The organism is Pseudomonas sp. J452 (assembly GCF_024666525.1).
Taxonomy (GTDB): Bacteria; Pseudomonadota; Gammaproteobacteria; order Pseudomonadales; family Pseudomonadaceae; genus Aquipseudomonas.
Map to the genome: position 1 here is coordinate 4404432 of NZ_CP088294.1, position 12580 is coordinate 4417011.

The 12580-nt window shown below is 66.2% G+C and carries 10 protein-coding genes and 4 tRNA genes; 1 reads left to right on the forward strand and 13 read right to left on the reverse strand.

What is annotated here, in order from left to right:
• Positions 1–28 precede the first annotated feature (28 nt).
• Both LRS11_RS20055 and LRS11_RS20060 read right to left on the reverse strand, forming a co-directional pair.
• Entirely contained in the window at positions 29–856 is an 828-nt protein-coding gene (locus LRS11_RS20055) for an AraC family transcriptional regulator (protein WP_260494601.1), read from the reverse strand.
• Between the two features lie 6 nt (positions 857–862).
• Positions 863–1432: a GNAT family N-acetyltransferase gene (locus LRS11_RS20060; protein ID WP_260494602.1), complete on the reverse strand. Its 570-nt coding sequence runs from the start codon at positions 1430–1432 to the stop codon at positions 863–865.
• Positions 1433–1590: 158 nt separating this feature from the next.
• Between LRS11_RS20060 and LRS11_RS20065 the strand changes: the two genes are divergently transcribed.
• On the forward strand, positions 1591–5073 hold the full coding sequence (locus LRS11_RS20065; RefSeq protein WP_260494603.1) for a PAS domain-containing hybrid sensor histidine kinase/response regulator: 3483 nt from the start codon (positions 1591–1593) through the stop codon (positions 5071–5073).
• 10 nt (positions 5074–5083) lie between these two features.
• On the opposite strand, the gene LRS11_RS20070 is transcribed toward LRS11_RS20065, so the two are convergent.
• The 11 genes from LRS11_RS20070 to gltX all read right to left on the reverse strand — a co-directional run bounded on the left by LRS11_RS20070 (position 5084) and on the right by gltX (position 12551).
• Complete coding sequence (locus tag LRS11_RS20070) at positions 5084–5533, reverse strand: acyl-CoA thioesterase (protein ID WP_260494604.1); 450 nt, start codon at positions 5531–5533, stop codon at positions 5084–5086.
• The gene (locus LRS11_RS20075; protein WP_260494605.1) at positions 5530–6180 is read right to left on the reverse strand and encodes a bifunctional 4-hydroxy-2-oxoglutarate aldolase/2-dehydro-3-deoxy-phosphogluconate aldolase; all 651 of its coding nucleotides are present in this window, start codon (positions 6178–6180) and stop codon (positions 5530–5532) included. The genes LRS11_RS20070 and LRS11_RS20075 overlap by 4 nt, the downstream gene beginning before the upstream one ends.
• Before the next feature lies 1 nt (position 6181).
• On the reverse strand, positions 6182–7996 hold the full coding sequence (gene edd / locus LRS11_RS20080) for a phosphogluconate dehydratase (protein ID WP_260494606.1): 1815 nt from the start codon (positions 7994–7996) through the stop codon (positions 6182–6184).
• A 101-nt stretch (positions 7997–8097) separates the two neighbouring features.
• On the reverse strand, positions 8098–8772 hold the full coding sequence (gene pgl / locus LRS11_RS20085; RefSeq protein WP_260494607.1) for a 6-phosphogluconolactonase: 675 nt from the start codon (positions 8770–8772) through the stop codon (positions 8098–8100).
• A gap of 108 nt (positions 8773–8880) precedes the next feature.
• Positions 8881–9756, reverse strand: a complete 876-nt coding sequence (locus LRS11_RS20090) for an alpha/beta fold hydrolase (RefSeq protein WP_260494608.1) — start codon at positions 9754–9756, stop codon at positions 8881–8883.
• Positions 9757–9800: 44 nt separating this feature from the next.
• Positions 9801–10340, reverse strand: coding sequence for a TetR/AcrR family transcriptional regulator (locus LRS11_RS20095; protein WP_260494609.1), 540 nt, complete (start codon positions 10338–10340; stop codon positions 9801–9803).
• Between the two features lie 177 nt (positions 10341–10517).
• Positions 10518–10593, reverse strand: a tRNA-Glu gene (locus LRS11_RS20100).
• Positions 10594–10641: 48 nt separating this feature from the next.
• Positions 10642–10717: transfer RNA gene (locus LRS11_RS20105), tRNA-Ala, on the reverse strand.
• A 43-nt stretch (positions 10718–10760) separates the two neighbouring features.
• Positions 10761–10836: transfer RNA gene (locus LRS11_RS20110), tRNA-Glu, on the reverse strand.
• A 46-nt stretch (positions 10837–10882) separates the two neighbouring features.
• A tRNA-Ala gene (locus tag LRS11_RS20115) sits at positions 10883–10958 on the reverse strand.
• A gap of 111 nt (positions 10959–11069) precedes the next feature.
• Positions 11070–12551, reverse strand: a complete 1482-nt coding sequence (gene gltX, locus LRS11_RS20120) for a glutamate--tRNA ligase (protein ID WP_260494610.1) — start codon at positions 12549–12551, stop codon at positions 11070–11072.
• Between the last annotated feature and the right edge of the window lie 29 nt (positions 12552–12580).

Here is a 12580-nt window from a genome sequence, read left to right on the forward strand (position 1 = left end):
GAGCAAATGACTACGAGAGGGAAACGCCTCAGCCGGCGCAGGCGCTGCGGTATTCGCCGGGGCCGACCCCATAGACCTGCTTGAACTGCCGGGTCAGATGGCTCTGGTCGGCGAAGCCCAGCTGCATGGCCACCGCCAGCGGCATGCAGCCGCTCTTCAGCAATGCGCGCGCCTGCTCCAGGCGCCGCTGCTTGAGCCAGGCATGCGGCGGCAAGCCGGTGGCGCGGCGGAACACCCGGGCGAAGTGGAACGGTGACAGGTTGACGGCCGCCGCCAGTTGCTCCAGCGACGGCGGTTCGGCCAGCTGGCTGCCGAGCAGTTCCTTGGCCCGCGCCACTGCCTGCGGCTCGCGACCGGGCGGCGCAGCCTGGGGAAGCCGCGCGTGACGCTGAAACAGCAACAGAATCGCCTCGCGCCAGGCGGTCTGCTGCTGAAGGGTGTCGGCGCCGCTCTCCAGCAACAGGTGCAGCTCGCCAAACAGCCGATGCAGCTGCGGGTCCTGCAGCACGCTGCTGGCAAACGACGGCATGCCGCCACTGGCCAGGCCCAGCTCAGCCAGCACCCCGCTGACCTGGGCGTTGTCCGGGTAGAACGCGCGGTAACGCCAGCCTTCCTCGTGAGCCTTGGAGCCGGTGTGCAACTCGTCCGGATTGATCAGCACCATGCTGCCGACCGGCGCCAGATGATCGCTGCCACGATGGCGAAAACGCTGGGCGCCGTGCTCGATCACGGTGAAGACGAAGCCTTCATGCACATGCGGGGCGAAGCGCTGCTCGATATAGCGCGCATGCAGCAATTCGACCCCGGCCAGGGCTTCGGCCTGCCAGAAACGGGTCTGCTCGCGCTTGGCCGCCATCGCTGATCAGGCGCCGAAGCGCGCTTCCAGCTGCTGCTTGACCTGCGGCCACTCGCTGTCGGTGATGCTGAACATCACCGTGTCGTCGAGGCGGCCGTCGGCCAGGCGGCGGTGATTGCGCAGCAGGCCTTCACGCACCGCACCGAGCTTCTCGATGGCGCGTTGCGAGCGCAGGTTGCTCGCGGCGGTCTTCAATTGGACGCGCACCAGGCCCCAGTCCTCGAAGGCATGGCGCAGCATCAGGTACTTGATCATGCTGTTCAGCCCGCTGCCGTGCTGACGCGCATCCAGCCAGGTGGAACCGATCTCGGCGGCCGGCAGGGCCGGATTGAAGTCGAAGAAGCGCGTGGTGCCGACCAGCTCGCCAGCCAGGCGGATGGCAAACACCACGGCCTGCGCGGCCTTGTGCTCGGCCAGGGCGTTGCGGTACCAGTCCGGGCGGGTGGTGCCGTTCATGAATTGTTGCGACTCGCGATTGGCCTCGGCCAACTCCAGCAGGCCAGGCAGATCGGCCTCGCTCAGCGGGTCCAGGCGCAGCGCTCCCTGCTGCAAAACGGTGGGTAGTGGCTCGAACATCGCCAGGCTCCAGAAAACTCCACGGCCGGCAACGCTAACAGGGCTCCGGCGGCGGCTCAAGGCGCTTGCGACCATCGTCTGCCTGACGGACGGCAGAACCCATGCGAGACTACAGACTACCCGGAGCGCTGGCGCGCCCTTGTCCCCGTGGAGTCTGCATGTCGTTGTCCGGCGGATTGATCGCCCTGGTCGCTCTGGTCTACATGGCCATCCTGTTCGCCATCGCCTTCTATGGCGACCGCCGCCGCACGCCACTGTCGCCGCGCGTGCGGGCCTGGGTCTACAGCCTGTCGCTGGCGGTGTACTGCACCAGCTGGACCTTCTTCGGCGCGGTCGGCCAGGCCGCCGGCCAGTTGTGGTCGTTCTTGCCGATCTACCTGGGGCCGATCATCGTCCTGCTGTTCGCGCCCTGGGTGCTGCAGAAGATGGTGATGATCAGCAAGCAGGAGAACATCACCTCGATCGCCGACTTTATCGCCGCCAGATACGGTAAATCCCAGAGCCTGGCGGTGGTGGTGGCGCTGATCTGCCTGGTCGGCGTGCTGCCCTATATCGCCCTGCAGCTGAAAGGCATCGTGCTTGGCGTCAACCTGCTGATCGGCGCCACCCCCAGCCCGACCCGCGGCCAGGACACGGCACTGATCGTGTCACTGATTCTCGCCCTGTTCACCGTGCTGTTCGGCACGCGCAACCTGGATGTCACCGAGCACCACCGTGGCATGGTCATGGCGATCGCCTTCGAGTCGCTGGTCAAGCTGCTGGCCTTCATGGCCGTGGGTGTGTTCGTCACCTGGGGTCTGTTCGATGGCTTCGCCGACCTGTCCCGCCAGGCGATCCAGGCCCCCGAGCTGCAGGCGTTCTGGGCGGAAACGGTGAACTGGCCGGCGATGCTGGTGCAGACCGGCCTGGCCATGGCCGCCATCGTCTGCCTGCCACGCCAGTTCCATGTCACCGTGGTGGAAAACATAGAACCCAAGGACCTGCGCCTAGCGCGTTGGGTGTTCCCGGCCTATCTGCTGCTGGCTGCGCTGTTCGTCATCCCTATCGCCCTGGCCGGCCAGTTGCTGCTGCCGGCCGGCGTGCAGCCGGACTCCTTCGTCATCAGCCTGCCGCTGGCCGAGGCGCATCCGGCCCTGGCCCTGCTGGCCTTTATCGGCGGCGCCTCGGCGGCCACCGGCATGGTCATCGTCGCCTCGGTGGCGCTGTCGACCATGATCTCCAACGACATGCTGCTGCCGGTGTTGCTGCGCCGGCAGAACACCGAGCGGCCGTTCGAGGCCTTCCGCCACTGGATGCTCAGCGCGCGGCGCCTGAGCATCCTGATCATCCTGCTGCTGGCCTATGTCTGCTACCGCCTGCTCGGTACCAACGCCAGCCTGGCCACCATCGGTCAGCTGTCATTCGCCGCCATCGGCCAATTGATACCGGCCATGTTTGGCGCCCTGGTGTGGAAACAGGCCAACCGCCGCGGCGTGTTCGCCGGCCTCGCTGCCGGTTGCGCCCTGTGGTTCTACACCCTGGTCCTGCCCTTGGTGGCCGGCGGCCTGCGCTGGTCGCTGGACAGCTTCCCGCTGCTGCCGGAGCTGCTGTATTACCCGGTCGGCTTCGACATCGACCCGCTGACCCGCGGCGTGGTGCTGTCCCTGGCCGGCAACTGGCTGCTGTTCGGCGGCGTTTCCTGGTTCTCGCGCACGCGGGTTTCCGAGCACTGGCAGGCTGGGCGTTTCATCGGCCAGGAACTGAGTGCCAGGGCCGGCTCACGCAACCTGCTGGCGGTGCAGGTGGCCGACCTGCAAGAACTGGCCGCCCGTTTCGTCGGTGAAGAACGCGCACGGCAGAGCTTCCTGCGCTTCGCCTACACCCAGAGTAAGCCGTTCAACCCCACGCAGAACGCCGACAGCGAATGGATCGCCCACACCGAACGCCTGCTCGCCGGCGTGCTCGGCGCCTCCTCGACCCGCGCCGTGGTGCGTGCGGCCATCGAAGGGCGGGAGATGCAGGTCGAGGATGTGGTGCGCATCGTCGACGAAGCCTCGGAAGTGCTGCAGTTCAACCGCGCATTGCTGCAGGGCGCGATCGAGAACATCACCCAGGGCATCAGCGTGGTCGACCAGTCCCTGCGCCTGGTGGCCTGGAACCATCGTTACCTGGAGCTGTTCGACTACCCGGAAGGGCTGATCAGCATTGGTCGGCCGATTGCCGAGATCATCCGCTTCAACGCCGAACGCGGCCTGTGCGGCCCGGGCGAGGTCGACGAACATGTGGCCAAGCGCCTGTACTGGATGCGCCAAGGCAAGCAGCACACCTCGGAACGACTGTTCCCCAACGGCCGGGTCATCGAGCTGATCGGCAACCCCATGCCCGGCGGCGGCTTCGTCATGAGTTTCACCGACATCACCGAATTCCGCGAAGCCGAACAGGCGCTCAAGGAAGCCAATGAAGGCCTGGAGCAACGCGTGGCGACGCGCACCCAGGAACTCTCCCGGCTCAACCAGGCGCTCACCGAAGCCAAAGGCGTGGCCGAGGCTGCCAACCAGTCGAAGACTCGCTTCCTCGCCGCGGTCAGCCACGACCTGATGCAGCCGCTGAACGCCGCCCGGTTGTTCTCCGCCGCCCTCTCCCACCAGCAGGAAATTCTGCCGCGCGATGCCCAGGAGCTGGTGCGCCACCTGGACAGCTCGCTGCGTTCGGCGGAAGACCTGATCAGCGACCTGCTGGATATCTCGCGCCTGGAAAACGGCCGCATCACCCCCTACCTCAGCGCCTTTCCACTGAGTCAGCTGTTCGATGCACTGGGCACCGAGTTCAAGGTACTGGCCCAGGAACAGGGCGTGGACTTCCGCCTGTGCCCGAGCAAACTGCGCATCGAAAGCGACCCGCGCCTGTTGCGCCGGGTGCTGCAGAACTTCCTGACCAACGCCTTCCGCTATGCCAAGGGCCATGTGCTGCTCGGTGTGCGCCGCGAGGGGCAGAACCTGCGCCTGGAAGTCTGGGACCGCGGCCCCGGCATTCCCGAGGACAAGCGCAAGGTGATCTTCGAGGAATTCAAGCGCCTGGACAGTCACCAGACCCGTGCCGAGAAAGGCCTGGGCCTGGGCCTGGCGATTGCCGACGGTCTGTGCCGGGTGCTTGGCCATCGCCTGGAAGTACGCTCCTGGCCGGGCAAGGGCAGCGTGTTCAGCGTCAGCGTGCCGCTGGCCAGCACCGCCCTCGCCCTGCCCGCCAGCGGTCCAGTGCAGGCGCTCGGCGAGCTCAACGGCAAAGCCCTCGGCGGCGCCCAGGTGCTGTGCATCGACAACGAGGACAGCATCCTCACCGGCATGCACAGCCTGCTGTCACGCTGGGGCTGCCAGGTGTGGACGGCGCGCAATCGCCTGGAGTGCGAGCACCTGCTGGACGAGGATGTGCGCCCGCAGCTGGCGCTGGTCGACTACCACCTGGATGAGGGCGATACCGGCACCGAATTAATGGCCTGGCTACGCACCCGCCTGGGCGAACCGCTGCCGGGGGTGGTGATCAGTGCCGACGGCCGCCCGGAACTGATCGCCGCCGTGCATGCCGCAGGCCTCGACTACCTGGCCAAGCCGGTCAAACCGGCCGCCCTGCGCGCCCTGCTCAGCCGGCATCTGAAGCTGGACTGAGCAGCTTGGCTTACAGCGGCAGCGCAGCAGGCTCCAACAACGCCCGGCCATAGCCTTCGACAAATTCCACCGGCATGCGCTTGGGCTTGCCGCTGGACAGCTCGATGCAGACGAAGGTGGTCTGCGCGCGCAGCAGGGTGCTGGCATCGGCCGGGCGCCACAGCTGGAAGTGTCGGGTCATCTTCAGGCGCTGGTCGGACTCGACGATCCAGGTGGCCATCTGCAGCTCTTCGCCTTCGTAGGCGCTGGCCAGGTAATCGATCTCGTGGCGCAACACGGCCATGGCGCGGTCCAGGCGACGATACTCGCTCAGGTCCAGGCCCAGGCTCTGCGAGTGGCGCCAGGCGCAGCGTTCCAGCCAGCTGACGTAGACCGCGTTGTTGGCGTGGCCGAGGCCATCGATGTCCTCGGCCAGCACCTGCAGGTCGATGACGAAAGGGTTTGGCAGATCCCAGCTCATGCCTTGCTCTCCACGCTGGCGGCCAGGGCGCAGGCTTCGCTGGCCAGCAGCGTGATCTGGTCCCAGGCGCGGGCGCGGATCAGGTTGTCCGGGGCGATCCAGGTGCCACCGACGCAGGCCACGTTGGGCAGGCGCAGGAAGCTCAGCAGGTTGTCCACGGTGATGCCGCCAGTGGGGCAGAAACGGATGCCGGTGAACGGCCCCTTGAAGCTTTTCAGCATCTTCACGCTGGCCGCGCCATTGGCCGGGAACAGCTTGAGCGAGCGATAACCGTATTCCAGCGCCAGCAGCACTTCGGACGGGGTCATCACCGCCGGCAGGTACGGCAGGCCGGAATCTTCCGCCGCTGCCGCCAGGCGCTCGGTGCAGCCAGGGCTGACGGTGAACTGCGCGCCGGCATCGCGGGCTTCCTGGAACTGCTCGGCATGGATCACCGTGCCCGCGCCCACCAGCAACTCCGGCAGGGCCTGGCGGATCGCCGCCAGGGCATCCAGGGCACGCGGGGTGCGCAGGGTCACTTCCAGCACGCTGATGCCGCCGGCGTGCAGCGCGCGCGCCAAATCCACCGCCAGCTCGACATCCTCGATCACCAGCACCGGCAATACCGGGCGTGCCTGCTGCAGCACCTTGTCCATTGTCAGGTTCATGTCAGTCCCCTTCATCGAAAATACTTGCGCCCCGGTCTGCCGGGCCGACCAGGCGGCGCTGGCTGGCGAACAGTTCCAGGCCAAAACCGGCCGCCAGCCCAGGCGGCACCTCGGCCAGCGGGCGCGCTGCCAGTTGTGACGGCGACAACTCGACGCGCAGCACACCGGCCGGTGCATCCACTTCGAGCAGATCGCCGTCCTGCAGGCGCGCCAGGGCGCCGCCGGCCGCCGCCTCGGGCGTGACATGCAGCGCCGCCGGCACCTGCCCCGAGGCGCCGGACAGGCGCCCATCGGTGACCAGCGCCACCCGCTGCCCAGCCGCCTGCAGGTTGGCCAGCAGCGGCATCAGCTTGTGCAGTTCGGGCATGCCATTGGCCCGTGGCCCCTGGAAGCGCACCACCAGCACCAGGTCGCCGGTCAGATCGCCGGCCTGGTAGGCGGCCTGCACCGCGGCTTCGCTATCGAACACCCGTGCCGGTGCGCGCACCCGCCAATGGGAAGGCTCGACCGCCGAAGTCTTGAGCATGGCGCACCCGAGATTGCCTGCGAGCAGGCTGAAGCCCCCCTCGCGACTGAACGGTTCGGCCACGGGACGGACGATATCCAGTGCCGGGCTCTGCGCCGGCAATTCGCGCCAGGCCAGGCGACCCTGATCCAGCCAGGGCTCGCGGGCATAGTCGGCCAGGCTGTCACCGGCCGCGGTGGCCACATCGCCATGCATCAGCCCGGCCGCGAGCAGCTCGCGGATGATCCAGGCCGGCCCACCGGCAGCCTGGAACTGGTTCACGTCGGCTGCGCCATTCGGGTAGACCCGCGCCAGCAACGGCACCACCCTGGACAGCGCGGCGAAGTCTTCCCAGGTCAGCTCGTAACCGGCGGCCCGAGCAATCGCCGGCAGGTGCAGGCCGTGGTTGGTCGAACCGCCGCTGGCCAGCAGGGCAATCACCGCATTGACCAGCGCCCGCGCATCGATCTGCCGGCCGACGGGCAGGAAGCGCTCGCCCCTGGCACTGTTGCGCGCGACCAGGCGTGCCGCCTCGTCGTTGAGCGCATCGCGCAGCGGCGTATAGGGGTGGACGAAGGCGCTGCCCGGCACATGCAGGCCCATGGCCTCCATCAGCAGCTGGTTGGTGTTGGCCGTGCCATAGAAGGTGCAGGTGCCGGCCTCGTGATAGGCAGCCAGTTCGGCGCTCAGCAATTCGTCGCGGCTAACCTCGCCGCGCACATAGCGCTGGCGCACGGCGGCCTTGTCCTTGTTGGCTAGCCCGGAGTGCATGGGCCCGGCCGGGACGAACACGGCCGGTAGATGGCCGAACTGCAGGGCGCCGATCAGCAGGCCCGGAACAATCTTGTCGCACACCCCCAGATACAGAGCGCCGTCGAAGATGCCGTGGCACAGGCCGATGGCCGTGGCCTGGGCGATCAGGTCGCGGGAGAACAGCGACAGCTGCATGCCCGCCTCGCCCTGGGTGATGCCGTCGCACATGGCCGGCACCCCGGCGGCGAACTGCGCGGTGGCGCCCTGCCGGGCCAGGGCCTGTTTGAGGCGCTCGGGATAGTCGCGCAGCGGCGCATGGGCGGAGAGCAGGTCGTTGTAGCTGGAGACGATGGCGATATGCGCCGAACCGCCCTGCTTCATGATCAGCCGCGCATCGCTGTCCTGCGCGGCCAGGGCATGGGCCAGGTTGGAGCAACTCAGGGCCTGGCGCGGCGGGCGCTGCAGAGCCTCGTCCAGGCGCGCCAGGTAGCGCGCACGGCGCATAGTGGAACGCTGTTCCAGGGCGGCGGTGACCTGTTCGACAACGGGGTTGAGCATCACGGCATCCGTTTTCACGCTGATAAGCCAGAGTGTAACGGCTTAGCCCCTGCTCGGGGGTTCCCACGCCAGAGCCATTTTCGCTCGTGACCAGTGGAGGCTCAGGGCGCCCAATAGATATTCACGGGCACGTGACCATTGCCTAACAGCGCCTGCACCGGCAATTGCGTGGTACCGGCCAGCGCGGCTTCGATCAAGCTGCGCTTGGTTGTGCCGAAAGCCAACAGGCCCAGCCAGCCTGCCTGACAGAGCAGGCTCAGATTAAGTGACAGACGCTGGCACGGCTCGACCGGGGCCAGCGCCGGCAACGCGGCCGGCTCAGCCGTTTCATCGAGGGCCGCTGTCAACCCGGTCATGCCCGGAAACAGCGAGGCGAAATGGCCATCCTCGCCCATGCCCAGCAACACCGCGGCAAACGGCAGCCAGGGCGTCAACTGCGCCTGCCATTGGCTGGCCGCCCGTTGCGGGCTATCGCCCTGGCGCGGATCTAGGCAATTCGCCTGGGGCAAGGCGGCATGCAGCAGGCGGTAGTTGCTGTGCGGATCATCGCTCGCCACCCAGCGTTCATCGGTCGGCGACAGGTCGATACGTGCCCAGTCCAGCGCCTGCGCGGCCAATTGCGGCAACAGCACCTGCGGACTACTGCCACCCGGCAACAACAAGCCGGCACGTGCCTGCTGGGCCAGAGTCTGATTCAGCACCTGCGCCAGATCGCTGGCCAACTGCTCGACACAACGCTGACGGTCGGCAAATTCGAGAAAAACGGCTGGTTTCATGCTGCGCTGCAAGGCTACGGACAGGCCGCCATCATGCGCCAAGTTGGCCATAGGCCCAAGCAGCGCGACCTGACGACGGACAGGGCCCGCCGTCAGGTTTGGCAACACTCAAGAAGCCAGTGCCGGCCGATGCCCCACACCAGTGACAGCACGACGCGAAGCCGCGGCGGACAGATCGGCGCTGCCGAGCAGCTCCAGCACCGCCTCGGCCAGCTGCGGGTCGGCCAGCAACTTGCTGTGACCACCACTGGACAAATGCAGCAGGCGGCTACCGGACCAGGCGGCATGAATGCTCTGTGCTTCAGTACTGGGCACCATCTGGTCATCGGCGGCATGCACCACCAGACCGGGGAAGTCCAACTGGTAGCGCGCCGCATCCAGTTGCGCCGCCGGCATGCCGGCACTGGTCTCGACCATCCGTACGAACTGCGCCCGCGCCTGCTTGGGCAGCCCGACGAAGTGGGCAAAGCGACGCAGGGCGCCGATGATTCGCGCCGGCGCCGAGATGGTCACCAGGGCTTCGGTGCGCAGTCCCAGTTGAGTGGCCAGCATGGCACTGGCACCGCCCATGGAGTGGCCGATCACCGCCTTCAGCGGCGGCAGCTCGCTGGCAGCCTCCAGCAAGGCACGGGCGAACAGCACCACGTTGGCCTCATGCCCGGGCGAGCGACCATGGGCCGGCGCATCCAGCGCCACCACGCCATAGCCGGCGCGTACCAGCGCCTGGATCAGGTGGGCGAACTGAGTCGGCCGCCCTTCCCAACCATGCATCAACAGCACCGCCGGCCCTTGCCCCCAGCGCAGGGCCGATAGACCGAAGCGCAAGGTGATGCGCTCGGCGGAAGCCAGTAACGGCAACTCCCAGTCGCGCGGCGGCAAGTCGCGCGGGGTGAGGAACGCTCGGTGCATCTTGCTGGCAACCAGTTCAGGCGCCAAACGACCCACAGTGGCGTTGAAGCCACGAACCCAGCTCAGGCTGCTCATTTCGCTTCTCCTCACTCTCAAGCCCGATGATGTCGGGCGCTTCGTCAAATGACCGCCGACTTGGCGGCCCGTAGAACTCGGTCAGACAACTCCCCTTCCCCCAGCGCCCGCGCAATCGCCAGGCCGCCGACCATCAGCGCCAGATCGGCCAGCGCCTTGTCGGCCTCATCGGGACTGCCGGCCATTTCGGCAACCATCAGCTCGATATGCTCGGCCAGGCTGGCGCGAAAGCTCTCCGGCAGGCGCGTCAGCTCACCCAGCGAGCTGGGCAGCGGGCAGCCATCGTCCTGGCTGTCACGGTGCTTGCGCGACAGGTAGAAGGCCGCCACCAGTGCGCGGCGTTCCTGGGCCGGGAGATCGTTATCCAGTTGTTTGAGCAGGCTGCGGCGACGGCCGAGCAACTGGCGGAAGGCTTCCAGCATCAGCGCATCCTTGCTCTCGAAGTGCGCGTAGAAACCACCCACCGTCAGCCCCGCCGCCCCCATTACCTCGCCCACACTGGGCTCCGCCGGACCACGCTGGATCAGCGCGGCAGTGGCGGCGGCAAGGATGCGTTCGCGGGTCTGGGCCTTCTTGTCGCTCATGGCTGCCTCCAAAAATATTATGGTTGAAATATTATGCTCATAATAAATTTGCGCAAGCGCCAAACGCGACCGCTGGTCGGGAGGGTTTTCAAGGGAGAAGAGATTTTTCGCAGGCAGAAAAACAAAAGGGCCATTCCTAAGAATGACCCTTCAAGCCCGCAAAACGCGGAAGAAAAATGGCGTCCCCTAGGGGACTCGAACCCCTGTTACCGCCGTGAAAGGGCGGTGTCCTAGGCCACTAGACGAAGGGGACAAAACCTTCGAAGAACAAGGCCAGCCCTTAGGCTGGCCTGTCAGTGTTTGGTGGAGCTAGACGGGATCGAACCGTCGACCTCTTGCATGCCATGCAAGCGCTCTCCCAGCTGAGCTATAGCCCCAGATTTTGCGTCTCTCGACGTGCAGTGCAAGCACTGCGTTGAATGGCGTCCCCTAGGGGACTCGAACCCCTGTTACCGCCGTGAAAGGGCGGTGTCCTAGGCCACTAGACGAAGGGGACAAAACCTTCATTCACTCGAACGGCTGGAATTCGTTCGGTGGCAATTTGGTGGAGCTAAACGGGATCGAACCGTTGACCTCTTGCATGCCATGCAAGCGCTCTCCCAGCTGAGCTATAGCCCCGTCTTAACGACGGGGCGCATATTAGGTTCGAGGGCCCTGGCTGTCAACACAATTTCTCTCTCGGCCTTAAACTTTTTTGCCGACAGAACAGCCACTTACCCTCGATCCCGCTCAGCGAAAGCTTTCCAGCAGCTTCTTCCACTCCTTGCTTTCACCGTTGCTGACGCCACCCAGCAGCTCGATGGCCTGACGCAGGCGGAAGCGCGACAGGTCGGCGCCGAGGATCTCCATGGCGTCCAGCACCGACACCGAGCTGGCCTTGCCGGTGATGGCCGGGAAGATCAGCGGCATCAGGTCGCGCAGCTTGAGGCCGAGGCCCTCGCAGACGAACTGAATGCTCGCGGTGATCTTCTCCTTGTCCCACTGACGCAGGGCTTCCAGCTCCCACAGCAGCAGCTGCAGGGCCTGGCGCACCTGATCCGGAGAAAGCTTCTTGTGCTCCAGCAGCTTGGCGTCCAGTTGCACGCCACCGCTGAAGAAGAAGCTAGCCAGCGGCGCGATATCGCCGAAGGTTTCCACCCGCCCTTGCACGTGCGGGGCAATCTGCATCAGGTACTGGGAGTTGAACGCCCAGTCCTGCACGCGCTTGGCAAAGTCTTCCACCGGCAGCTCGCGCAGCCACTGGCCATTGAGCCAGGACAGCTTCTCCACGTCGAAGATCGGCCCGCCAAGGGACACGCGCGACAGATCGAAGTGCTCGATCATCTCGGCCAGGGAGAACTTCTCGCGCTCGTCCGGCATCGACCAGCCCATGCGCCCCAGGTAGTTGAGCAGCGCCTCGGGCATGTAGCCCATGCGCTCGTAGAAGGTGATGCAGGTGGGATTCTTGCGCTTGGACAGCTTGGACTTGTCCGGGTTGCGCAGCAGCGGCATGTAGCACAGCTTGGGCTGCTCCCAGCCGAAGTACTCGTACAGCTTGATCAGCTTGGGCGCCGACGGCAGCCACTCCTCGCCGCGCAGGACGTGGCTGATTTCCATCAGGTGGTCGTCGACCACGTTGGCCAGGAAGTAGGTGGGCAGGCCGTCGGCCTTCATCAGCACCTGCATGTCCATGCGATCCCACGGGATCTCCACGTCGCCACGCAGCATGTCCGGCACCACGCAGACGCCTTCGCTCGGCACCTTCATGCGCACCACATGGGACTCGCCGGCGGCAATGCGCTGCTGCGCCACGTCGGGGGCGAGGTGGATGCAGTGACCGTCGTAGCGCGGGGTTTCCTTCTTCGCCATCTGCTCGGCGCGCACCTGATCCAGGCGCTCGGCGGAGCAGAAGCACGGGAAGGCATGGCCCTTGCTGACTAGCTCGTCCGAGTACTTCTTGTAGATCGCGCCGCGCTCGCTCTGCCGGTACGGGCCGTGCGGGCCGCCGACATCCGGGCCTTCGTTCCACTCGATGCCCAGCCAGCGCAAGGCGTCGAAAATTTGCTGTTCGGACTCGCGGGTCGAACGCAGCTGGTCGGTGTCCTCGATGCGCAGGATGAACTCGCCGCCGTGCTGGCGGGCGAAGCACAGGTTGAACAGGGCGATGTAGGCGGTACCGACGTGCGGATCACCGGTGGGCGACGGCGCAATACGGGTGCGGACTTTGGTCATGGCGGGTCTCGAACAAAAAAGCGAAACGG